At 71.9% G+C, this 21,939-nt stretch carries 19 protein-coding genes; 8 read left to right on the top strand and 11 right to left on the bottom strand.

Features of this window, described 5'->3' with window-relative positions:
* Positions 1 to 201: 201 nt before the first annotated feature.
* The 3 genes from Actob_RS30260 to Actob_RS30270 all read right to left on the bottom strand — a co-directional run bounded on the left by Actob_RS30260 (position 202) and on the right by Actob_RS30270 (position 2,458).
* Complete coding sequence (locus Actob_RS30260) at positions 202 to 846, bottom strand: hypothetical protein (protein ID WP_284915255.1); 645 nt, start codon at positions 844 to 846, stop codon at positions 202 to 204.
* Positions 847 to 945: 99 nt separating this feature from the next.
* The gene (locus Actob_RS30265) at positions 946 to 1,290 is read right to left on the bottom strand and encodes a PadR family transcriptional regulator (protein WP_284915256.1); all 345 of its coding nucleotides are present in this window, start codon (positions 1,288 to 1,290) and stop codon (positions 946 to 948) included.
* A gap of 193 nt (positions 1,291 to 1,483) precedes the next feature.
* Entirely contained in the window at positions 1,484 to 2,458 is a 975-nt protein-coding gene (locus Actob_RS30270) for an acetylxylan esterase (RefSeq protein WP_284915257.1), read from the bottom strand.
* A 59-nt stretch (positions 2,459 to 2,517) separates the two neighbouring features.
* Here Actob_RS30270 and recD2 point away from each other — a divergent pair, with 59 nt between their 5' ends.
* Complete coding sequence (gene recD2 / locus Actob_RS30275) at positions 2,518 to 4,710, top strand: SF1B family DNA helicase RecD2 (RefSeq protein ID WP_284915258.1); 2,193 nt, start codon at positions 2,518 to 2,520, stop codon at positions 4,708 to 4,710.
* Positions 4,711 to 4,821: 111 nt separating this feature from the next.
* Here recD2 and Actob_RS30280 read toward each other — a convergent pair whose 3' ends face one another.
* Together Actob_RS30280 and Actob_RS30285 are read right to left on the bottom strand one after the other, a co-directional pair.
* Entirely contained in the window at positions 4,822 to 9,066 is a 4,245-nt protein-coding gene (locus Actob_RS30280; protein ID WP_284915259.1) for a caspase, EACC1-associated type, read from the bottom strand.
* Positions 9,063 to 9,458 (bottom strand): effector-associated constant component EACC1, encoded by a 396-nt coding sequence (locus Actob_RS30285; protein WP_284915260.1) that lies wholly within the window; start codon positions 9,456 to 9,458, stop codon positions 9,063 to 9,065. Before Actob_RS30285 ends, Actob_RS30280 begins: the two co-directional genes overlap by 4 nt.
* A gap of 353 nt (positions 9,459 to 9,811) precedes the next feature.
* Between Actob_RS30285 and Actob_RS30290 the strand changes: the two genes are divergently transcribed.
* Complete coding sequence (locus tag Actob_RS30290) at positions 9,812 to 10,447, top strand: DUF4360 domain-containing protein (RefSeq protein WP_284915261.1); 636 nt, start codon at positions 9,812 to 9,814, stop codon at positions 10,445 to 10,447.
* A gap of 3 nt (positions 10,448 to 10,450) precedes the next feature.
* Here Actob_RS30290 and Actob_RS30295 read toward each other — a convergent pair whose 3' ends face one another.
* The 5 genes from Actob_RS30295 to dhaK are packed head-to-tail and all read right to left on the bottom strand — an operon-like array spanning position 10,451 to position 15,647.
* Complete coding sequence (locus tag Actob_RS30295; protein ID WP_284915262.1) at positions 10,451 to 11,692, bottom strand: YibE/F family protein; 1,242 nt, start codon at positions 11,690 to 11,692, stop codon at positions 10,451 to 10,453.
* Positions 11,693 to 11,712: 20 nt separating this feature from the next.
* On the bottom strand, positions 11,713 to 12,369 hold the full coding sequence (locus tag Actob_RS30300) for an acetoacetate decarboxylase family protein (RefSeq protein WP_284915263.1): 657 nt from the start codon (positions 12,367 to 12,369) through the stop codon (positions 11,713 to 11,715).
* A 24-nt stretch (positions 12,370 to 12,393) separates the two neighbouring features.
* Positions 12,394 to 13,971, bottom strand: coding sequence for a methyl-accepting chemotaxis protein (locus Actob_RS30305; protein ID WP_284915264.1), 1,578 nt, complete (start codon positions 13,969 to 13,971; stop codon positions 12,394 to 12,396).
* A 59-nt stretch (positions 13,972 to 14,030) separates the two neighbouring features.
* Positions 14,031 to 14,651 (bottom strand): dihydroxyacetone kinase subunit DhaL, encoded by a 621-nt coding sequence (gene dhaL, locus Actob_RS30310; protein WP_284915265.1) that lies wholly within the window; start codon positions 14,649 to 14,651, stop codon positions 14,031 to 14,033.
* 3 nt (positions 14,652 to 14,654) lie between these two features.
* Complete coding sequence (gene dhaK, locus Actob_RS30315; RefSeq protein ID WP_284915266.1) at positions 14,655 to 15,647, bottom strand: dihydroxyacetone kinase subunit DhaK; 993 nt, start codon at positions 15,645 to 15,647, stop codon at positions 14,655 to 14,657.
* Positions 15,648 to 15,713: 66 nt separating this feature from the next.
* Here dhaK and dhaM point away from each other — a divergent pair, with 66 nt between their 5' ends.
* The 5 genes from dhaM (at position 15,714) to Actob_RS30340 (ending at position 19,254) form a co-directional block, all read left to right on the top strand.
* Entirely contained in the window at positions 15,714 to 16,097 is a 384-nt protein-coding gene (gene dhaM / locus Actob_RS30320) for a dihydroxyacetone kinase phosphoryl donor subunit DhaM (RefSeq protein WP_284915267.1), read from the top strand.
* Entirely contained in the window at positions 16,081 to 16,344 is a 264-nt protein-coding gene (locus Actob_RS30325; RefSeq protein ID WP_284915268.1) for an HPr family phosphocarrier protein, read from the top strand. Before dhaM ends, Actob_RS30325 begins: the two co-directional genes overlap by 17 nt.
* Positions 16,345 to 16,490: 146 nt before the next feature.
* Complete coding sequence (locus Actob_RS30330) at positions 16,491 to 17,030, top strand: hypothetical protein (RefSeq protein WP_284915269.1); 540 nt, start codon at positions 16,491 to 16,493, stop codon at positions 17,028 to 17,030.
* Positions 17,031 to 17,252: 222 nt separating this feature from the next.
* Positions 17,253 to 18,614 (top strand): endo-1,4-beta-xylanase, encoded by a 1,362-nt coding sequence (locus Actob_RS30335; RefSeq protein ID WP_284915270.1) that lies wholly within the window; start codon positions 17,253 to 17,255, stop codon positions 18,612 to 18,614.
* A gap of 31 nt (positions 18,615 to 18,645) precedes the next feature.
* Positions 18,646 to 19,254 (top strand): hypothetical protein, encoded by a 609-nt coding sequence (locus Actob_RS30340; protein ID WP_284915271.1) that lies wholly within the window; start codon positions 18,646 to 18,648, stop codon positions 19,252 to 19,254.
* On the opposite strand, the gene Actob_RS30345 is transcribed toward Actob_RS30340, so the two are convergent.
* Complete coding sequence (locus tag Actob_RS30345; protein WP_284915272.1) at positions 19,251 to 20,528, bottom strand: acetyl-CoA C-acetyltransferase; 1,278 nt, start codon at positions 20,526 to 20,528, stop codon at positions 19,251 to 19,253. The genes Actob_RS30340 and Actob_RS30345 overlap by 4 nt on opposite strands.
* Positions 20,529 to 20,598: 70 nt before the next feature.
* Between Actob_RS30345 and Actob_RS30350 the strand changes: the two genes are divergently transcribed.
* A complete protein-coding gene (locus tag Actob_RS30350; RefSeq protein ID WP_284915273.1) occupies positions 20,599 to 21,939 on the top strand; it encodes a 3-oxoacyl-ACP reductase in 1,341 nt (446 codons plus the stop codon).

Consider the following 21,939-nt stretch of genomic DNA (forward strand, 5'->3'; position numbering starts at 1 on the left):
GAGAGCGGCGACGGAATCCGCCCGGCCACCGCCGAGCCGGGCGCGGGTCAAGAGGGGCCGCGCCGGTCAAGAGAAAGCAGTGGCGGAACCGGCCCGGCCGCCATGCCGGTCAGAAAAGAGGCGCCATGCCGGTCAGAAAAGAGCCGCCGGGCCGGTCAGAAAAGAGCCGCCGGGCCGGTCAGAAAAGAGCCGCCGGGCCGGTCAGAGGAGAACGGTGACGGAGTCCGCCCGGCTGCCGTCGAGCGGGGTGGAGACGTCACAGAAGCGCCACTTCTTGTCCGCCCCGCGCACCAGGGAGATCCGCACGGTCGTGGCCTTCAGTTCCGGCAGGTAGGACAGGATCTGAGTCTGCTTGCCGTTCTTGCGGGGCTTCACCGGCTCGGCCGGGCGGCTCACCTGGATGTCCAGGCTGGTCCGGTCGCCGAGCGGCACCGGGCTGGCCGACGGCCAGCGCACCGCCGTCACCGTCGGCGTGACGGTGGCCACATAGGCGCCCTGGTCCACCAGCGACTGCGTCTCGGCGATCAGCTGGTTGGCCGCGCCGCACCCCGGCGCCGCGATCGTGGTGGCCTTGGACGGGTCCGGATTCGCTATCAGCCACTGGCCGTATTTGATCAGCGAGGCGACGACCACGGGGAGGTTCGTGCCGGTGTTCGACAGGCCCGGGGCGGAGGTGTCCGGTACCGCGGGGGTCTGGACGAACGTGCTGGTCGGAGCGGCCTGCAGGGTCGCCTCGGGGGTCGGGGTGGCGGCGGTGCTCGCGGTGAGCACGGAACACCCGGTCAGCGCGCAGGCCGCAGCGAGAGCGGCGGTCAGCCGCAGGGCACGACGGGGGGTCGGCTGCATCAGGGGTTCCTCCGGTATGACGGTTCGCGGCCAGTCAGGTCGGTAGTGAAGGCCCCGGCTTGAGGAATCGCGAGGAGGAACCCGCCACGGTGTCGCCGCTCAGATGGTCCCCGGCTCCGGACCACCGAGACGCTCCGGAAGCCCGAGACCGCGGGTGAGCTGCCGGTTCAGCTCGGCGAGCTCGGCCCGGGCGGCCACCGCACCGTCGCGGGTCAGCCGGTAGTACTTCCGGGCCGGCCGTCCGGCCGCCACCGGATCGAGCGCCTCCCAGCGCGCCTCGATCCAGCCCGCCTTTTCCAGCCGCAGCAGAATCGGGTAGAGCGTGCCGCTCGGATATCCGCTGTCGCGCATCAGATCCAGCCCATAACGGTCGGCGGCCGGATCCTCGAGAAACGCCGCCAGCACCCTGGCCACCGCCGTCGTCGCCCGGATCGGCTTGATCATGCGACCAATCTAATCCGTCCCGGGTAGCGAATCTACATAGGGTTCGGCCAGGTCGAGATCACCTTCAAGATATTCATGTGCGCGCGTCCGCTGGGGTGCGGATCGCGGGCCGTGGGTGGTCACCGCAATTCAAGACCCTCCGCAGGCGGCCATCGGAATGGAAAACCGCCTGGGGCGCCGCCGGAGAACGGGGCTAGAAAAGGTGGCCGGCGGCGAATTCGAGCGCCTTGACGTCGAAGAACGTCTTGCCGCCGTCGTGACCGTCCCACTCGTACACTTCGATGCCCTCGGCGTTCGCGATCTCGTTGTAGGCCGCGAACACCCCGGACGGCGGGCACACCTCGTCCATCAGCGCGGTGGAGAACAGCGCCGGCGCCGTGATCCGCCGCGCCAGGTTCACCACGTCGAAGTGGTCGAGCGTGGCGAAGGTGCGCTCCGCGCGGTCCGGGTTCGCCCGCAGGAACTGGACGATCTCCTGGTACGGGAAGCTGTCCGTGATGGTGACCGCACGCCGGATGTCGCAGAGGAACGGCACCCCGGCGACCACGGCGGCGACCCGGTCCGGGACCAGCCCGGCGGCCGCTATCGAGAGCGCGCCGCCCTGGCTCTTGCCGGTCGTGACCAGCTTCGACGCGTCCACCCCGGGCAGCTCGGCGGCGGTCTCCACGGCCCGCGCCGCGTCGGTGAACAGCCGCCGGTAGTAGTGCGTCTCCGGGGAGCGCACGCCACGGGTCAGGAAGCCCGGCGACGACGGGCCGGCCCCGTCCGGGTCGACGTCCGGAGTCGCGCCGCCACGCCAGTTGCCGCCCTGCCCGCGGGTGTCCATCACCAGGTGCGCGTACCCGGCCGCGGTCCACACCAGCCAGTCGATCGGCAGGCCGCGGCCACCGCCGTACCCGATGAACTCGACAGCGATCGGCAGCGGACCGGAAGCGCCGGCCGGGACGTTGAGCCACGCCTTGATCGGCTGGCCGGCGAAGCCGGTGAAGGTCACGTCATACGTGGTGATGCCGCGCAGCACCGTCGGCACCTCGGTCAGCTCGACCGGCTTGGCGGCGGCCCGCGCCTCGGCGAGCGTGCGGGACCAGAACTCGTCGAACCCGGCCGGCGCGGGCGTGGCGGACCGGTAGGCGCGCAACTCGGCGAGCGGAAGATCAAAATGGGCCATGGTCGTCACCGTAGGGGTTGCTGTGCACCGGCGCCAGGACGGCAGGCACGATGGTCGCCATGTCCGGCGCGGCGCAGACCTCCCGCCCGGCGCCGCACGTCCTGGAAGCGGTGCTGGAGCGGCTGACCTATGTGAACGAGGAGACCGGTTACACGGTCGCCCGGGTGGCCACCGCGAAGAGCGGTCCGGACCTGCTGACCGTGGTCGGCGCGCTGCTGGGCGCGCAGCCCGGGGAGAGCCTGCGGCTGTCCGGCTGGTGGACCTCGCATCCGCAGTACGGCCGGCAGTTCGAGGTGGTCTCCTACACCACAGTGCTGCCGGCGACCGTGCAGGGTATCCGCCGCTACCTGGGATCCGGGCTGGTCAAGGGCATCGGCCCGGTCTTCGCCGAGCGGATCGTCGACCATTTCGGCGTGGACACCCTGCGGATCATCGAGGAGTCGCCGGACCGGCTGATCGAGGTGACCGGGCTCGGCCCGAAACGCACCGCGAAGATCACCGCGGCGTGGGCCGAGCAGAAGGCGATCAAGGAGGTGATGCTGTTCCTGCAGGGGGTCGGCGTCTCCACGTCGATAGCGGTGCGGATCTACAAGAAGTACGGCGACGCCTCCATCTCGGTGGTGCGGAACAGCCCCTACAAGCTCGCCTCGGACGTCTGGGGCATCGGGTTCAAGACCGCCGACACCATCGCGCAGGCGGTCGGCATCCCGCACGACAGCCCCGAACGGGTGAAGGCGGGCCTGCAGTACACCCTGTCGCAGGCGACCGACAACGGTCACTGCTTCCTGCCGGTCCCGCAGCTGACCGACGAGGCCGCGAAGATCCTCGAGGTGCCGCCCGGACTCGTCCCGGCATGTCTGGCGGAGCTGGTCGACGAGGAGGGCGTCGTCCGCGAGGGCGACAACGTCTACCTCGTGCCGTTCCACCGCGCGGAGATGTCGCTCGCCTCGTCGCTTGTCGCCCTGTTGCGCGACAAGTCGGACCGGATGCCGGCCTTCCACGGCGTGGACTGGGCGAAAGCCCTGGCCTGGCTGCACCAGCGCACCGGCTCCACCCTCGCCCCCGAGCAGGAGGCCGCGGTCAAGCTCGCGCTCACCGAGAAGGTGGCGGTGCTCACCGGCGGCCCCGGCTGCGGCAAGAGCTTCACCGTCCGGTCCGTCGTCGAGCTGGCCGCCGCCAAGAAGGCCAAGATCCAGCTGGTCGCGCCGACCGGCCGCGCCGCGAAACGCCTCGCCGAGCTCACCGGGCACCCCGCCGCCACCGTGCACCGCCTGCTCAAGCTCCAGCCCGGCGGGGACGCCAGCTACGACCGCGACAACCCGCTCGACGCCGACCTGCTGGTCGTCGACGAGTCCTCGATGCTCGACCTGATCCTGGCGAACAAGCTGGTCAAGGCGATCCCGCCGGGCGCGCACCTGCTGCTGGTCGGCGACGTCGACCAGCTGCCCAGCGTGGGCGCCGGCGAGGTGCTGCGCGACCTGCTCGCCGCCGACGTCATCCCCCGGGTCCGGCTCACCCAGATCTTCCGGCAGGCGGCGGAGAGCGGCGTGGTCACCAACGCGCACCGGATCAACCACGGCCGGCCGCCGCTGCTCGACGGGATGACCGACTTCTTCCTGTTCCCGTGCGACGACACCGAGGCGACCGCGGCGCTCACCGTTGACGTCGCGTGCCGCCGGATCCCCCGCAGGTTCGGTCTCGACCCGCGCCGGGACGTGCAGATCCTCACCCCGATGCACCGCGGCCCGGCCGGCGCCGGCGCGCTGAACACGCTGCTGCAGCAGGAACTCACACCGGGCCGGGAGGGGTTGCCGGAACGCCGGGTCGGCGGCCGGGTGTTCCGGGTCGGCGACAAGGTCACCCAGATCCGGAACAACTACGACAAGGGCGTGGCCGGCGTCTTCAACGGCACCGTCGGCGTGGTCACCGCGCTGTCCCCGGAGGAACAGACGCTCCAGGTGCGCACCGACGAGGACGAGCTGATCGACTACGACTTCGACGAGCTGGACGAGCTGGCTCACGCGTACGCGATCACCATTCACCGCTCGCAGGGCTCGGAGTACCCGGCGGTGGTGATCCCGCTGACCACCAGCGCCTGGATGATGCTGCAGCGCAACCTGCTCTACACCGCGATCACCCGGGCCAAGAAGCTGGTGGTGCTGGTCGGGTCGCGCAGGGCGCTGGCCGCCGCGGTGCGGACGGTCGGCGCGGGGCGGCGGTACACCGCGCTGACCGAGCGCCTCAGCCGCTAGCGCCGTCCGGCGACGGCACCGGTGTGGCCGTCCGGGCCGCGCGAACCGCGTGCCGTCCGCGCACCCGGCGTTCCCGTTCGGCGACCGGTACAGCGGCGGCGCCGATCCGCCTCACCGCTCGGTGCAGGGGTTCACGTCGTCGGCGCCGTCGGGCAGGGCCGCGCGTTCCGGCGCGGTGAACCCGGTGCCGAAGGCGCGGCACAGCTCGCCGAACCAGGTGGTGGCGGAGAGCGGGACGACCGAGGGCATCAGATCGGTGCCGTCGACCGCGAGCCGGTCCGCTCCGTGGAGGGTGACCGGGGCCTCGCCGGATCCGAAGTCCAGCGTCCCGCTCACCACCCGCCGGCGCGGGTCCCACAGGCTCACCACTTCCGCCTTCCCGGTCACCACGTAACCGTCGGCGGTGATGCCGAGCAGGGCATCGACATCCGGGGCGGTGATCGGCTCCCCGATCCGCCGGCCGGTCCCGACGTCCCAGACCTCGATGGCGCCCGCCTGCCGGGTGACGACCCGGTCGCCGGTGTCGTCGAAGGCGATGTCCTCGCTGCCGGCGGTCACCGCGAGGGTGCGCAGACGCTTCCCCTGGGCCGCGCTCCAGAGCTGGATCGGTTCCCCGGCGGCGAAGACGGCGAACTCGTCCGGATGCCCGGGCCGCTCGACCAGACCGCCGTCCATGACGAAGCGCAGCCGCTGTTCCTCGGTCGACGACATCGCGATCGGTCCGGCGATCATCCGGCCGGTGACCGTGTTCCAGGTGGAGAGCTGGTCCTTGACCATCGCCGCCATCGTGGTGGCGCCGACCGTGGTCACCGCCAGCGAGCCGATCAGCAGGTCGGCGCCCGGGTCCGCGCCCGGCAGCGGGTAGTCGTGGTTCCGGGTCAGTTCCGGCATGACGAAATCGGTCACCTGCCAGTACACGCCCTTCCTCGCGAAGCCCAGCGGCCAGCCGCTGCCGTTGTACCGGACGGCTCGGTCCTTGACGAGGCGACCGAGCCGCCGCCCGGACGACCGGTCCAGCACCTCGACCGTGTCCGTCGTGCGGAACACCAGCTGGTTCCCGTCGCCGATCGGACTCGCGTCGCCCGGGCGGGGCAGCCAGTCCCGCACGACGTCGGCGAGCCGCAGCACCGTGGTGCCCACCGCCATCAGGGCGACCGGTGCACCGCCCCGGTCGATCACCTCGACCGGGACATCGGCGCCGACCGGCCGCAGCGCATCGGCCGCGGGCGGAAGGACCAGGTCGTAGGCCGCGCCGGTGGCCGCCGAGACGACCCGCTGCCGGCCGGGCGACGGGGACGAGGTCGCCGACGGCACCAGGTAGTCGCCGCCGGCGATCGGTGCCAGCGCACAGTTCGGATCCCAGAGCCGCCGAGCCGGCTGCCCGGTCGCCGCCGATCGCAGGGTCAGCAGTGGTCCACCGGCCGCGCCGGGCGACGCGGTGACGCAGGTGACGACCCATCGTCCCCGACCGGCCGCGACCGCACCCGCCGGGAAACCCCGCACCCGGCGGCCGTCGGTCAGCGATCGGGTCTCCAGGGTGTCGGGTTCGGAGAGTTCCGTCGAGGGATGGGACACCAGAACGAGGTCCGGATCCTCGGTGAACTCCACTCCGGACAGCCCTGGAGCGCCGAAGGGTCGTGCCGGTAGTGGCATCCGGGTACGACTGGCCACCGCCCACAGGAAGGCGTCGTTTCCGCCGGCCGCCAGAAGCCGGCTGCCGTCGGACGCGAAGGCCAGGTGGATCCCGTGGGTCCAGGTCACCTCGGGGCTGCCGGCCAGCGGCAGCGGGCCGGTGCGCCCGCGCAGGTCCCACAGCTCGATCGGCTTCCCCGTCCGGGCGGTGACCAGCCATCTGCCGTCCGCGCTCAGCGCGGCTCGCAGGTCGGCTCCCGGTATCCGCCACGTGGACACCGGCCCGCTCAGCAGTCCGGTCACCATGGTGACCCCCTGGTCGTCGAGCAGCATCGTCATCCGCCCGTCACCGCTGCTGCGCAGCTGGGTGATCGGCCGCCGGGCAAGGTCGTCGAAGACGTGATCGACCGATCTCAGCTGCAGGTACCGGCGGGCCAGCGCGTTCCGCGCCGCCGGACTGGACTGCTCCGCGCGCCAGGCCGCCAGTGCCAGCCGGGCGGCGAAGGCCGGACGACCCGGCGCTTCGGCTTCGGAGGCCGCCGCGAGGCTCTGCGCGTTCGCGGCCCGCAGTTGCCTGTCGAGCCGATCACCGCGGACGATCGCCAGCACCGCGGCGGTGGAGGCGACCACGGTGAGCACCGCCAGGACGCCGGCGAGGATCCGGCGCATCCGAGCCCCGCGCCGGCGCTGCCGGAGGGAGGCGGCCAGGAACTCCCGGCCGGCCGCGCTGATCTCCTGCTCCGGCACGGTCCCGAGCAGCGCCCGCGCCTCCGCGAGCCGCCCGCCCCGGTAGAGGCGCCCGGCCTCCTCGCCGGCGTCCCGCCACTGTTCGGCAGCCACCTCCAGGTCCTGGACGGCCCGCCGGCCGGCGCGATCGGTCGCCATCCAGGAGCGCAGCCGCGGCCACGAACGGATCAGCGCCTCGTGGGTGATCTCCACGTCCGGCCCGTCCAGGGTGACGAGGCGGGCCTCCGCGAAGGCCGCCAGCACGGCCCGCGCCTCGGGGCCGGCGACGTCCGAGCGGCGGAGCCGGCGCCGGGTGTCGGGCCCGTCGCCACCCGCCCGGACCATGCGCAGCAGCAGGCCACGCGCGACGTCCCGGGCCTGCGGCGCGAGGGCCCCGAACACCTCCTCGGCGGTCGCCGCCACCGCCCCGGTGACCCCACCGGCCGCCCGGTACCCGTCGACCGTCAGGGTCGCGCCGGTCCGGCCCTGCCAGGTGCGGAGCAACGCCTGGGAGAGCAGTGGCAGTACGCCGGGGTGGTAGCCGGTGGCGTTCGCGTCGGCCGGATCCGCGCCGGCGTCGCGCAGCAGGATCTCGACGAGGCCCGGTTGCGGCGCGTACCCGGTGCGTGCGGCCGGCTCGGTGATCGCCTCCCGCAGTTCGCCGGTGGTCATCGGACCGACCACCACGGTCCGGCTCTCCAGCGCGGACACCAGCGCGCCGAATCCGGCGCAGTGACCGATGAAGTCGGAACGCACGCCGAGGACCACTGTCGCCGCCGGGTGACCGGGCGCCGCGGCGGCGTCGAGTGCGGCGACGAACTCCCGCCGCTCCGGTTCGGTCGCCGCCGACGTGAACAGCTCCTCGAACTGGTCGACCACGATCAGCACGGCGGCGTTCCGCGCTCGGGCGATGGCTTCGGGCAGGGCGGCCCGCACCACGGCGGGATCCTGGGAGCACCAGTCGGCCAGCGCGGTCGCCAGCGCGCCGAGCGGGTCGTCGCCGGGGGTGAACAGGATGTGCTGGGGTGGCGGGGTGGCGAGGGCGCCCAGCTCCCCGCGGCGGACGGCGGGGATCAGGCCGGCGGCCAGCAGCGAGCTCTTCCCGGAGCCGGAGGGCCCGCTGACGACGACGAGGCCACCCGTCGACAGCCCCTCCCGAAGCCGGCGCAGCACGGCCTCCACCAGCGCCGCCCGGCCCGCGAAGAGGACCTCGTCCTCGACCGTGTACGGCTCGAGCCCCCGGTACGGACACGCCCCCTCGCCGGGCTGCTCCCCGGATGCCGGATCGGTGACCGGCCGGTAGGCGCGGTTGGGTGCCAGCACCAGCTCGGCGGCGTTGTTGCCGATCCGCAGCACCGGGGCCGGGCCGCCGCGCCGGACGATGCGCCGGTGCAGATGGTCGAAGACGTGCTGCAGCCGCAACTCGCCCGGAGCGGTGGGTATGCCGTCGTTCAGCGCCGCCAGCAGTTCGCCGCTGAACGCGGTGTACCGCTCACCGTCGGGCGCCAGCGCGTGCTCGTCCCGGTCGGCCGAGGCGAGCAGCGCGCCGCTGGGCACCGGGTTCACCGCCCGGCCGGAGAAGCAGCAGTCCAGTACCACCACCACCGTCCGCGCGCGGCACGACATCAGCACCCCGTGGATCTCGGAGAACGGCAGTGCCTGGTACGCGGCCTTCTTGGTGAGGTCGACGGTGGCCCGGGTGGCCAGGTGCAGGGCGCCGTCCGGACTGAGTGCTCCGTGGCCGACGTAGTAGACCAGCAGCACGTCCGTCGCGTCGTCGGCGGCGGCGATCACGGCGTCCAGGAACGGCTCCGGACCGGCCGGGTCGACGAGGGTCGTGATGTTGCCGGGACGCAGGCCGCAGCCGACGAGTGCGTCCCGGAGCGCGGTGACGGTCTCCTCGACGGCCGGGACCGGCGGCAACACCGAGCCCGGATCGTGCCGGCCGGTGCCGGCCAGCACGGCACGTGCGCCCGAGCCGCCGAGGCGGGCGGTCACCGTTTCTTGTCCTTTTCGCTCCGTTTCTGCTCTCCGGTGGCCTCGACGGCGCTAGTCAGCGTGCTCGTCAGCTCGGCGAGGCCGGCCGTGTCCAGGGCCCGCACCGTCCGGGCTTCCAGGGTGATCTCCGCACCCTCCCGGTCACGCATCACCAGCCGCACCGCGCCGACCCGGGTGCGCAGCCAGGCGACCAGCGAGGCGACGAACGCGCTGGACACCGAGCCGGCGACGACCTGCAGGGTGTCGGTGCCGGTGCCCAGTTCGCCCCGCGCGACAGAGGCCACGCACAGGCTCACCGCACCACGGAGGGCATCCTCCCGGAGGAGCCAGGCGCGCAGGCCCAGCAACTGGTCGGCCGCGTCGTCGCCGGCCACGGTGACCCGCACGTCCATGACGTCAGCCCCTGGTTGTCCGGTCCGGTCCGCGATGGTCCCGGACGTCCAAGGTGACATACCGCGGTGCGCACTTCAACCGCCGCCTTTACCCGAAGGCGTACCGGCCGGCGATCCGGAACACCGGAATGTCACCCGCGAGAACCGGATTTCACCCACCCGATCTTGGCTTAGCACGGCCGGCCGGCCGACCGGAGCAACATTGGCGAAATCGGGCCGAATGGCCGTCGCGGCAAAGACGGCCGGACAACGAATTACGGCAAACACGGCGGGCCCGAATGTAATCGCCGGGGGCCGCGTCGAAATATTCTTTTCCCAACGCAGTGCACCATTCGATTTAACGGGGGTTATTCATGTTCCGTCAACTGACCGCCGGCGCGGCGATGCTCGCCTCGCTCGTCGTGGCCACGCCCGCTCACGCCACGCCGCTGCCCACGCCGGACGAGATGATGATCATCAACGTGGTGAACGCGAACGGATCCGGATGCCCGGACAAGTCCGCGAAGATCACCGTGTCGCCGGACAACACCGCGTTCACGGTGACCTACTCGGACTACACGGCTCAGGTCGGGCCGGAATCAACACCACTGGATTTCCGAAAGAATTGCCAGATCGCGCTGGACATCAAGGTGCCGTCCGGATTCACGTTCGCGATCGCCAGCGCGGACTATCGCGGATACGCCAGCCTGGCGAAGGGCGCGTGGGCGCAGGAGGCCGCCAACTACTACTTCCAGGGGCATTCCCAGACGACCCGGATCGAGCACAACTTCAAGGGCCCGTTCGATGACAACTGGCAGCGCAACGACCAGGTCGGGATCGCCTCGCTGAGCTTCCTGCCGTGCGGGGAGCGCCGCTATCTGAACATCAACACCGACCTGCGGGTCAACCGCGGGTCGTCGGACGCGCACAAGTACACCAGCTTCATCTCGATGGACTCCACCGACGCCGCGATCAACACGGTGTACCGGGTCGCCTGGAAGCGCTGCTAGTCGTCAACTGTCGAAGACCGCCCACGGGCTCTCGGTGGGTGGGCGCGGGCCGGTCGTCGTCGCGACGGCCGGCCCGGCCTGGTCCGCCCGCGCGATCCGGTGCGCGATCAGCGCGGCCAGCGCCGTGGTGATCGGCACCGCGGCGATCAGGCCGATCGTGCCGACCGCGCTGCGCACCAGTTCCTGCGCGATCAGCTGCCCGGTGAGCAGCTCGCCGACCGGGGTCCCGCCGGTCGCGAAGAGCAGCATCAGCGGCAGCGACGCGCCCGCGTAGGCCAGCACTATCGTGTTGATCACCGAGGCGATGTGCGCCCGGCCGATCCGGGTGGCCGCGCGGTACAGGCCGCGGAAGCCGTACGCCGGATTGGCCAGCGCCAGCTCGGTGACCGTTGCCGACTGGGTGACCGTCACGTCGTCCAGCACGCCGAGCGAGCCGATCACGATGCTGGCCAGCAGCAGGCCCCGCATGTCGACCGAGCCCTGGGTGATCGACAAGAAGTTCGAGGTGTCGTCGGAGACGCCGGTCAGGTGCAGCGCGGCGACGCTGATCCCGGCCAGCACCGCGGTGATCACCAGACTGGTCAGGGTGCCGGCCACGGCGATGGTGGTGGTGACGGTGAACCCGTGCGTCAGGTACAGCACGGTCAGCATGATCGCGGCCGAGCCGACCACCGCGACAAGCGTCGGCGACCGGCCGTCCAGGATCGCCGGGACGATGAAGAACAGCAGCACCCCGAACGTGACGGCCAGCCCGGCCAGGGCGGTCAGCCCGCGCCAGCGGCCGAAGGCGATCACCGCCAGGGCGAACGCCGCGCCGAGGATCCACAGCTCGCGGGAGCGCTGGTGGTCGGAGATCGTGTAGGTGAGCCCGCCACCGTCGCTCTCCAGACCCAGCACGATCACCCGGTCGCCGGCCTCGATGGCCGGTGCGCCGGGCCCGTACGGCAGGTCGGTGCCGACCACCTCGCCGCTGGCCAGTCGCACCGTCGCGGTGCCGCAGCCGGTGGGCTGCGGCTCGCCCCGCGGCACCGGGGCGCAGGCGGCCGGGGTGACCGTCCGGACCACGCCGTCGATCTGCAGAGGTCCCTCGGCGGGGTCGGCCCGGGGCGCGTCCCGGGGCCAGAGCAGCAGCATGCCGAGCGCGGTCAGCAGGACCGCCGGGATCAGCAGCAGCAGCGTCAGCCGGCGGGCCGTGGGCAGCGGGTCGTCGCCGGGAGCGCGGTGACTGTGGTGGTGACCGGCCATGCTGACGAACCGTACCGGGGTCAGTGCGGGCGGGCGGCGGCGCGGTCCTTCGCCGACCGGCCGAAGACCAGCCAGAAGTCGGTGACGGCGAGGTTCAGCACGGGGCGGCGGCCGGCGAGGTAGGCGAGCGGGCCGTCCGGGTCGGGGCGCCACGCCGCGTTGCTCGTACGCAAACCGGCGCGGCCTCGCACCGGGGTCCGCCGCACCTGTTCGCCGAGGGCCTGGGCCACCGTGAAGCCCAGCGGGAAGCGGCCCGGAACCCGCCTTTTCAGCCGGATGAGAGCGGACCCGATCGGAGCCCCGCCGGGCGCCGCGGCCTGGGCGTCGACCAGGTCCTCGTCGGCCTCCAGGGTGAACTCGGCCAGCTCCTTGGGGATACCCCAGAGCCGGCGGCCGCCGTCGCGGGAGGCGACGCTGTCCACCCAGATGTCGGTGATGCTGACCCGCGGCCGGCCGCGCTCGTGGGTGAGCACCGCGCTGAGCAGCTCGCGGTAGTGCAGGACACCGCCGGGCTGGTAGTCGACCCAGGCGGCGCCGACCGCGGCCCGGCCCCCGAACGACAACGGCCGTGCCGCCGCGCCCAGGACCTCGGGCAGCGGCGGCACGGCGCGCATCGGGATCAGGAAGACCGAGAGGTACATCTGTCCGCGCAGGTGCCAGGGCTCGGGCGGGTACATGTCCCTAACACTGGCATCGATGGGTCAGTAACGGAAGCGGGAGACCAGGCTCTGCAGCTGACCCGCGGTGACGGTGAGCTCGTCGGCGGCCCGGCGGGTGTCGCCCATCGTCTCGGTGGTCCGCTGGGTGGCCGCGGAGACCCCGGTGATGGTGGCCGCGATGTTCCCGGCGCCGCCGGCCGCCTCGGTGAGGGTCCGGTTCATCTCCTGGGTGGTGGCGGTCTGCTCCTCGACCGCCGAGGCGATGGTCAGCTGGAGGCCGTTGATCCGCTCGATGATCTCGCTGATCTCCTCGATCGCCATCACCGCGCCGCTGGTGTCGGTCTGGATCGACTGCACCCGCTGGGAGATGTCCTCGGTCGCCTTGGCGGTCTCCTGGGCCAGGTCCTTGACCTCGCCGGCCACCACCGCGAAGCCCTTGCCCAGCTCACCGGCGCGGGCCGCCTCGATGGTGGCGTTCAGCGCGAGCAGGTTGGTCTGCTCGGCGATGCTGGTGATCACCTTGACCACGGTGGCGATCTCGGCGGACGACTCGCCGAGCCGGGCCACGATCTGGTTGGTGGCCGCGGCGGCCTGCACCGCCTGCACCACCACCTGGGTGGCCTCGGAGGTGGAGACGCTGATGTCCCGGATCGCCGAGCCCATCTCCTGCGCGCCGGCCGAGACGAACTGCAGGTTGTTGGAGACCGTCTCGGCGGCCGCGGAGACCGTACCGGCCTGCGAGGACGCCTCGATGGCCGCCGCGTCGACGGCCCCGGAGACCGCTGTCAGCTGGCTGGCCGCGTGCTGCAGGGTGGTGGCGGTGCCGGCCAGCTGCACCACGTCGTCCCGCAGCCGGGCGATGCCCTTGTCCAGCGCGGCGGCCATCTGGCCGACCTCGTCCTGGCCGGTCACGCCGGAGGTGCGGGTCAGATCGCCCTCGGCGAGTCCGTCGGCGAGCCGGGAGACGCCCCGGACGTCGTCCCGGACCCGGGCCGCCACCCGGAAGCCGATCAGCAGGCTGAGCACCACGCCGGCGGCGAGCACGCCGGTGATCGTCCAGGTGGCCCGGGACGCCGCCGACTGCGCGTCGGTGATCTGCTGCTCGGCCACGGCGGTGGCCCGCGCCTGCAGCGCGTCGGCGTCCGCGCCCAGCGCGTCGTGCAGCTTGGTGTACTGGGCCAGTCCGGCCGCCAGCTCGGCCTGGGTCGGCTTGTGGGTGGCCGACGCCGTGGCGGACAGGAACTGCAGGAACGAGTTCCAGTCCTTCTGCGTCTGCGCGACGGTGGCGTCGCCGGGCAGGCGGGCGTTCAGGTCGTCCAGCGCGTCGGTGGCGGCCTTCTTGTTCTGGCCGATGACCGCGCTGATCTGCTGTGCGGCCGACGGGAAGAGCTGCAGCGCGTTCCCGTTGCCGACGAACGCCTCCAGGTTCTTGCTGAACGTGGCGACCGCCGACTGGATCCCGATGGACTGGTGTTGCGCGGCCGCCGCCTTGTGGTTGAGGTCGCGTACCGTGCCGATCGACAGCCCGCCCACGATGACGCCGCCGATCGTCGCGGTCAGGGCCGCCGCACCGATCTTCGTCCGCAAAGAGCGGTTGTCGAACGCCCCAGTCAACCCCATCGCCGCACCATCCTTCAGCAGTGTCTGATACCCGCTGAATCGGCACGGATCGGCCATAGTTAAGAAACGTCGGCCAACGCCCGGAAGATCAGTGCCGTCGAGGTGGCTCCTGGGTCCTGATGTCCGATACTGCGTTCGCCCAGGTACGACGCGCGGCCCTTGCGGGCTCGCAGCGGCACGGTGGCCTCGGCGCCGGCCTCCGCGGCCCGGGCCGCCGCCTCGGCCGCGCCGGCCGGACCGGCTCCCTCGGCCACCGCTTTCTCCAGGGCGTCCAGCGCCGGGGCGTACGCGTCGACCAGGGTCTTGTCCCCCGGCGCGGCGCCGCCCAGCTTCCGCACCGCGTCCAGGCCGGCGTGCAGCGCCGCCACCAGGTCGGCCGGCCGGACCTCGGCGCCGGCCGGCAGCGCCTTGCCGGCGGTGCGCAGCGCGGTGCCGTACAGCGGGCCGGACGCCCCGCCCACCCGGGACATCAGCGTGGTACCGGCCTTGACCAGCACCTCGGAGACCGTTTCCGGCGGCGATTTCTCCAGCGCGGCGACCACCGCGGTGAAGCCGCGGTTGAGGTTCACCCCGTGGTCGCCGTCGCCGATCGCGGAGTCGAGCTGGGTGAGCCGGTCGGCGTCGGCGGCGATCAGGCCGGCGGCGGCCCGCATCCAGTCCCGGGCGAGTGCGACGTCCACGTCTCACGCACCCCAGCGCAGTCCGGGGGTACGCGCCGGCGCGTCCCAGAGGCGGATCATCTCGTCGGTGGCCTGGCACAGGGTGAGCGACATGCCGGCCATGTCCAGGCTCGTCACGTAGTTGCCGACGAGCCGCCGGGCGATGCGGACGCCCCGGTCCTCCAGGTGTTTCGCGACCTCCCCGTAGATCAGGTACAGCTCGATGAGCGGAGTGCCGCCGAGCCCGTTGACCAGCACGATCACCGGGCCGGGGAACTGCTTGGCGTCCAGGATCGCGTCCAGCGCGGAGTGCACCAGCTCCCGGGCCGGGCGCAGTTTCTCGCGGCGGCGGCCGGGCTCGCCGTGGATGCCGACGCCGGCTTCGATCTCGTCGGCCGGCAGGTCGAAGCCGGGGCGGCCGGCGGCCGGGGTGGTGCCGGCGGTCAACGCGTACGCGAAAGATCCGGAATGGGTGTTCACCTCGCGGCCGATCGCCGCCACCTCGGCCAGTTTGCCGCCCTCCTCGGCCCGCGCCCCGGCGATCTTCTCGACCAGCAGCGTCGCGCCGGTGCCGCGGCGCCCGGCGGTCCAGGTCGAGTCCTCCACCGCGACGTCGTCGTCGACCAGCACCGTCTCCACGCTGATCCCCTCGTCGGTGGCGAGCTCCGCGGCGAGCTGGAAGTTCATCACGTCGCCGGTGTAGTTCTTGACGATGTGCACCACGCCGGCGCCACCGTCGACGGCCTTGGTGGCGGCCAGGATCTGGTCCGGCACCGGCGAGGTGAAGATCTCGCCGGGGCAGGCCGCGTCGAGCATGCCGGGGCCGACGAAGCCGCCGTGCAGCGGCTCGTGCCCGGACCCGCCGCCGGAGACCAGCCCCACCTTGCCGGGGCGTGGCGCGTCGGCCCGGACGATGTACTGCTCGTCGATGTCCACCCGCAGCTCCGGGTGAGCGGCGGCGACGCCCGCCAGGGCCTGCGCCACCACGTCCGCGGGATCGTTGATGAATTTCTTCACTACCGGCTCCCTTCCGTGATTACTCCATCACCTCCTGCATCCTCGCGCGGTCTAGAGTCGAGATCCATGGGGCTCGTGGGAATCGTGTTGGTATCGCACTCCGAGCAGTTGGCGTCAGGCCTGCGCGATCTGCTGCGCCAGGTGGCGACGCCGGACGTGCACGTCGAGCCGGCCGGCGGCACCGAGGACGGCGACCTGGGCACCAGCTTCGACCGGGTGGCGGCGGCGATCGAGCGCGCCGAGGACGGCGCCGGCGTGCTGGTCCTGGCCGACCTGGGCAGCGCGGTGCTGACCGCCCGGGCGGTGCTCGACGACACTCCGGGCCCGCTGCTGGTGGACGCGCCGCTCGTGGAGGGCGCGGTCGCGGCCGCGATCACCGCGTCGGCGGGCGCCGATCTGGCCACCGTCGCCGAGGCCGCCCGGGAGGCGCGTGATGTCGACAAGTTCTGAGATCCCGGTGACGCTTCCGGCCGCGTTGCACGCCCGCCCGGCCGGCGAGGTGGTCCGGACCGCCGCCCGCTTCCCGGACACCACGATTTCGGTACGCCACGGCGAGCGCACCGTCCCGGCCCGCAGCGCCCTGAAGCTGATGTCTCTCGGCGCGGACACCGGTGCGACGGTGGTGGTGATCGCCACCGGCGACGACGCCCTGGCCGCCGCCGAGGCCGTCGCGGAGGCGCTGCGCGCCACGGAGTGACCCGGCTGCCGCCGGACGGGATGTCCGGCACGATCACACCGAAACGGTTAAGTCACCCTTTTCCTGAGAAAGTCGGGCATTCTTACGCATCCTGTCCACTACAGGCGCGTTGGGTAGGTGGTCCCCTCCATCTCAGGGAGCAGAAAATGACCTCCGACGCCTCGGGTGACGGCCGCCGACCACGCAGCAGAGGGCGGGCGCACCGCGACAGTTCCGCGGATGCCGCCACCTCCACGGCCATCCTCAACCTCCGCGAATCCAAACTCAAACTCGCCACGGCGACGATCGCCCTCGGCCTCGGCATCACGGCGCTGTTGCCGTTCACGAGGGAGAAGCCGGTCGACGCCTGCCGGAGCCCGGACGGCTGCGCGCGGCAATACCACCCTCGCCACCCCGAGGGGAAGAAACAGAGCAGGTGCGAGGCGGATCCCGCGGCGATCTCCGACCCGGAGGACGTCACCCTGCACTGCATGGACATGACTCCCGGCGAGACGCTGACCATCCACATGAGATCCGGGCGCGCGAAGAAGTTCGAGCCGATCCGCAAGGAGCGGGTGCAGGACAAGGACTTCTACGTCTACCTGGACCTGAGCGCGCACGTCACCGACAGCGTCCGGAGCGCGGACCTGTTCATCGTCGGCAACAAGGGCTCACTGAGCCAGACGAAGGTCACGTTCACCGACTGAACCGCTCGCCGACGACGCGCCGGACGTAACGGCGGCTGACCGGGCAGCCGCCGCTCGCGCCACCGCGACAGAGCCGATTCCTGATTGATCTTCCGAAAGTTTCGAGGCCTGCTACCTGCGAACTTTCGGACTGAACCGGTTGAGGTTTCCGAGAAGTGTCGGTAGCGTTTCGGCCGGTGTCGATAATTGTCGATGCCTCCAGATCCCCAACTGGAGCTCCCCATGAGACGAACCCACGCCATCCTCACCGTCGTGACGGCCGGCGCCGTAGCCGCCGGCGCCTTCGTCACCCTCTCCCCCGCCGCCAACGCCGCGACCACACTGGGCTCGGCGGCCTCGGCCAAGGGCAGGTACTTCGGCACCGCGGCCGCCGCCTACAAGTTCAGCGACTCCGTCTACACCCGGATCCTGGACAGCGAGTTCACCATGGTCACCCCGGAGAACGAGATGAAGTGGGACGCCACCGAGCCGTCCCAGAACTCGTTCAACTACGCCAGTGCGGACACCATCGTGGCCCGCGCCAAGGCCAACGGCCAGCGGGTCCGCGGGCACGCCCTGGCCTGGCACTCGCAGCAGCCGAGCTGGGCGCAGAACCTGTCCGGCACCGCGCTGCGCAACGCGATGGTCAACCACATCACCAACGTCGCCACCCACTACAAGGGACAGCTCTACGCCTGGGACGTGGTGAACGAGGCGTTCTCCGACAACGGTGACGGCTCCCGGCGCAACTCGAACCTGCAGCAGACCGGCAACGACTGGATCGAGGTCGCGTTCCGGACCGCGCGGGCCGCCGACCCGAACGTCAAGCTCTGCTACAACGACTACAACACCGACGGCGTCAACGCGAAGAGCACCGCCGTCTACAACATGGTCAAGGACTTTTTGGCCCGCGGCGTGCCGATCGGCTGCGTCGGCTTCCAGTCGCACATCAACTCGGCGTCCCCGCTGCCCAGCGACTACCAGGCCAACCTGCAGCGCTTCGCCGACCTGGGCGTCGAGGTGCAGATCACCGAGCTGGACATCGCCGGTTCCGGCACCGCGCAGGCGAACTCCTACGCCAACGTGGTGAAGGCCTGCCTCGGCGTCAGCAAGTGCGCCGGGATCACCGTCTGGGGCATCCGCGACTCGGACTCCTGGCGCTCCGGTGACACCCCGCTGCTCTTCGACAACAGCGGCGACCCGAAGGCCGCGTACAACGCGGTGATCTCCGCGTTCGGCTCGGCGCCCAGCAGCCCGTCCGCGTCGGTCAGCGTCAGCCCGTCGGCCAGCAGCAGCGCGCCGGACCCGGGCGGCGCCGGCTGCACCGCGACGTTCTCTAACAACGCGTGGACCGGCGGTTTCGTCACCACTGTCACGGTCAAGGCCGGTGCCAGCGCGCTGTCCGGCTGGAAGGTCGCGCTCACCCTGCCGTCCGGCGCCGCGATCACCAACAGCTGGAGTGCCTCGGCGAGCGGCTCCTCCGGCGCGGTGACGTTCAGCAACGTCAACTACAACGGCGGCGTCGCCGCCGGCGGCAGCACCAGTTTCGGTTTCCAGGGCACCGGATCCGCCCCTTCCGGTACGGCCACCTGCACCGCCTCCTGACCGAGTTGCCCGGGACGTTCATGCTCGTCTCATGATCCGACGTCCCGCCGCACTACTCACGCTGCTGCTCCTGGCCGGGTGCACCGACTCCGGCCAGGAGACAGCAGCCCCGGCCACCCCGGTCACCCCGGTCGGCGGCGCGTCCCCGGCGGTGTGCGCCGACGGCAAGACGACGTTCGGGAAGCTCAGCACGACACCGGTGCTGATCGGTGTCACGCCGATCGTCGAGATCACCGACCGCAAGGGCGGCCCGGTCAACGAGCCGATGGAGCAGGTCGGCACCCGGACCGCCGGGGTCGCCGCCGAGCCCGGCGTCCCGGTCGCGGACGTCTACCGGGCGCTGCAGGAGCAGAAGTTCGGCGACGTGCGACTGGCCGACCTCGGCACCGCGTTCCGGCCGGAGGAGAACGGCACGAACACCGTCGACGGCCCCGGCCGGTTCGTCGCGTACGAGTACCTGCGGGTGGTGCGGGCGCCGTTCACCTGGACCTGTGCCGGGGTGAAGCACCCCGGCACGGTGACCACGTGGGAGAACGGCAGCGACTACGGCATCCTGGACTGCGACTACGACGCCCGGGACGGCGGCCGGCCGAGGGAGTCGGACGCCGTTTACCACCAGGTGCGCGAGCTGCGCTGTTAGCGCTCCAGGATCGCCACGACGCCCTGGCCGCCGGCGGCGCAGATGGAGATCAGGCCGCGGCCGGAGCCCTTCTGGGCGAGCATCTTGGCCAGCGTGGCGACGATCCGGCCGCCGGTCGCGGCGAACGGGTGACCGGCCGCCAGCGACGAGCCGTTGACGTTCAACCTGCTCCGGTCGATCGAGCCGAGCGGCGCGTCCAGGCCCAGCCTCTCCTTGCAGAACTCCGGCGACTCCCAGGCCGCCAGCGTCGCGAGCACCTGCGACGCGAACGCCTCGTGGATCTCGTAGTAGTCGAAGTCCTGCAGGGTGAGCCCGTTGCGGGCGAGCATCCGGGGCACCGCGTAGGCGGGCGCCATCAGCAGCCCCTCGTCGCCGTGCACGTAGTCGACCGCCGCCGCCTCCGAGTCGGCGAAGTAGGCCTGCACCGGCAGCGAGTGCGCGGCCGCCCACTCCTCCGAGGCCAGCAGCACCGTCGACGCGCCGTCGGTGAGCGGCGTCGAGTTGCCCGCCGTCATCGTCGCGCCCTCCTTGCCGTAGACCGGCTTGAGCTTCGCCAGTTTCTCCGGACTGGAGTCGGCGCGCACGTTCTGGTCGCGGGTCAGGCCCAGGTAGGGCGTCATCAGATCGTCGAAGAAGCCCTTCTCGTACGCCGCGGCGAGGTGCTGGTGCGAGGCGAGGGCCAGCTCGTCCTGCGCCTGCCGGTCGACCTGCCAGCGCAGCGCGGTGATCGCCGCGTGCTCGCCCATCGACAGGCCGGTGCGCGGCTCGGCGTTGCGCGGGATCTCCGGCTGCAGCGCGTGCTGCGGCCGCAGCTTGGCCACCGCCTTGAGGCGCGCGCCCAGCGTCCGGGCCCGGTTCAGCTCCAGCAGCGCGAGCCGCATGTCCTCGTTCACCTGCAGCGGCGCGTCCGAGGTGGTGTCCACCCCACCGGCGACGCCGGCCTCGATCTGGCCCAGCGCGATCTTGTTGGCGACCAGGATCGCCGCTTCCAGCCCGGTGCCACAGGCCTGCTGGATGTCGTAGGCCGGGGTCCGCGGGTCCAGCCGGGAACCGAGCACCACCTCGCGGGTCAGGTTGAAGTCCCGGGAGTGCTTCAGGACGGCGCCGGCGACGACCTCGCCGAGCCGCTCGCCGGCCAGTCCGAACCGGGCGATCAGCCCGTCCAGCGCGGCGGTGAGCATGTCCTGATTGCTGGCCGCGGCATAGGTGCCGTTGGACCGGGCGAACGGGATACGGTTACCGCCCAGGACGGCGACGCGGCGCACGGTCGGCACGGCGATCCTCCACACATCGAAATCTGACGTCATTCACGACTCTCAAGCTACTGACCGGTAGGGTACTCGCATGGCTGACAGGTACGCGAACTTCGCCAACTCCGGTCTGGGCCGGGCCGTGGTCAAGCGTCTCGGGCTGCCCGACCCGCCCCGGCTGCGACGCTACCGGGCGGGCGACCCGCTGGTGACCGGTCCGGTGCTGCTCGGCGCGGCGCCCGGTGGACGGCTCGCCTCGCCTGTCGGCAAGCTGCTGGAGACCGCCGGGGTCCCGGTCACCGAGACCGGCGCGGCCGGGACGAAGTACTCCGCGCTGATCTTCGACGCCACCGGGATCGGGGACTCGGCGCAGCTGCGGGCCCTGTTCGACTTCTTCCACCCGTACGCGAGAAGTCTGTCGGCGAGTGGCCGGGTCATCGTGCTGGGCACCCCACCGGAAGCCGCCGCGGGCCCGAGGGAGGCGACCGCGCAGCGGAGCCTCGAGGGTCTGACCCGCAGCATCGGCAAGGAGTTCGGCCGCGGCACCACCTGCCAGCTGGTCTACGTGGCGCCCGGCGGTGAGCAGGCGGTCGAGTCGACACTGCGGTTCCTGCTCAGCGGCCGGTCCGCCTACGTCTCCGGCCAGGTGATCCGGGTCGGTGCCGGCAGCGTGACCGTCCCGGCCGACTGGGACAAACCCCTCGACGGCAAGCTCGCCCTGGTCACCGGCGCGGCCCGGGGCATCGGCGCGGCGATCGCGGCGACCCTGGCCCGGGACGGCGCCGAGGTGATCGCCCTCGACGTGCCCGGTGCCGGCGACGCCCTGGCCGACGTGGCCAACCGGGCGAAGGGCCGCGCCCTGCAGCTGGACCTGACCGCCCCGGACGCGCCGGAACGCCTCGCCGGCTACCTGTCGGCCGGGCCGCACGCCGGCGTCGACATCGTGGTGCACAACGCCGGCATCACCCGAGACAAGACCATCGCGCGGATGGACGAGAGCCGCTGGGACTCGGTGATCGGGGTCAACCTGACCGCCCCCGAGCGGGTCAACGAGCTGCTGCTGGAGCGCGGCCTGATCAAGCCGGGCGGCCGGATCGTCGGGGTCGCCTCGATCGCCGGGATCGCCGGCAACCGCGGCCAGACCAACTACGCCACCAGCAAGGCCGGCGTGATCGGCCTGGTCCAGTCGACGGCGCCGGTCCTCGCCGCGAAGGACATCACCATCAACGCGGTGGCGCCCGGCTTCATCGAGACCGCGATGACCGCCAAGATGCCGCTCGGCCTGCGCGAGGCCGGCCGCCGGCTGAACAGCATGTCGCAGGGCGGCCTGCCGATCGACGTGGCCGAGACGATCGCCTGGTTCGCCTCCCCCGGCTCGGCCACCATCACCGGGAACGTGGTCCGGGTCTGCGGCCAGAGCCTGCTGGGAGCCTGA

Source organism: Actinoplanes oblitus, assembly GCF_030252345.1.
Lineage (GTDB): Bacteria > Actinomycetota > Actinomycetes > Mycobacteriales > Micromonosporaceae > Actinoplanes > Actinoplanes oblitus.

Excerpts from the sequence above, each read along its gene's own strand:
- Actob_RS30290 (WP_284915261.1), top strand. The coding sequence starts at position 9,812 with ATGTTCCGTCAACTGACCGCCGGCGCGGCGATGCTCGCCTCGCTCGTC.
- Actob_RS30335 (WP_284915270.1), top strand. The coding sequence starts at position 17,253 with ATGAGACGAACCCACGCCATCCTCACCGTCGTGACGGCCGGCGCCGTA.
- Actob_RS30305 (WP_284915264.1), bottom strand. The coding sequence starts at position 13,971 with ATGGGGTTGACTGGGGCGTTCGACAACCGCTCTTTGCGGACGAAGATC.
- Actob_RS30340 (WP_284915271.1), top strand. The coding sequence starts at position 18,646 with ATGATCCGACGTCCCGCCGCACTACTCACGCTGCTGCTCCTGGCCGGG.
- dhaM (WP_284915267.1), top strand. The coding sequence starts at position 15,714 with ATGGGGCTCGTGGGAATCGTGTTGGTATCGCACTCCGAGCAGTTGGCG.
- Actob_RS30300 (WP_284915263.1), bottom strand. The coding sequence starts at position 12,369 with ATGTACCCGCCCGAGCCCTGGCACCTGCGCGGACAGATGTACCTCTCG.
- recD2 (WP_284915258.1), top strand. The coding sequence starts at position 2,518 with ATGTCCGGCGCGGCGCAGACCTCCCGCCCGGCGCCGCACGTCCTGGAA.
- Actob_RS30325 (WP_284915268.1), top strand. The coding sequence starts at position 16,081 with ATGTCGACAAGTTCTGAGATCCCGGTGACGCTTCCGGCCGCGTTGCAC.
- Actob_RS30330 (WP_284915269.1), top strand. The coding sequence starts at position 16,491 with ATGACCTCCGACGCCTCGGGTGACGGCCGCCGACCACGCAGCAGAGGG.
- Actob_RS30295 (WP_284915262.1), bottom strand. The coding sequence starts at position 11,692 with ATGGCCGGTCACCACCACAGTCACCGCGCTCCCGGCGACGACCCGCTG.
- Actob_RS30265 (WP_284915256.1), bottom strand. The coding sequence starts at position 1,290 with ATGATCAAGCCGATCCGGGCGACGACGGCGGTGGCCAGGGTGCTGGCG.
- Actob_RS30285 (WP_284915260.1), bottom strand. The coding sequence starts at position 9,458 with ATGGACGTGCGGGTCACCGTGGCCGGCGACGACGCGGCCGACCAGTTG.
- Actob_RS30260 (WP_284915255.1), bottom strand. The coding sequence starts at position 846 with ATGCAGCCGACCCCCCGTCGTGCCCTGCGGCTGACCGCCGCTCTCGCT.
- Actob_RS30270 (WP_284915257.1), bottom strand. The coding sequence starts at position 2,458 with ATGGCCCATTTTGATCTTCCGCTCGCCGAGTTGCGCGCCTACCGGTCC.
- Actob_RS30350 (WP_284915273.1), top strand. The coding sequence starts at position 20,599 with ATGGCTGACAGGTACGCGAACTTCGCCAACTCCGGTCTGGGCCGGGCC.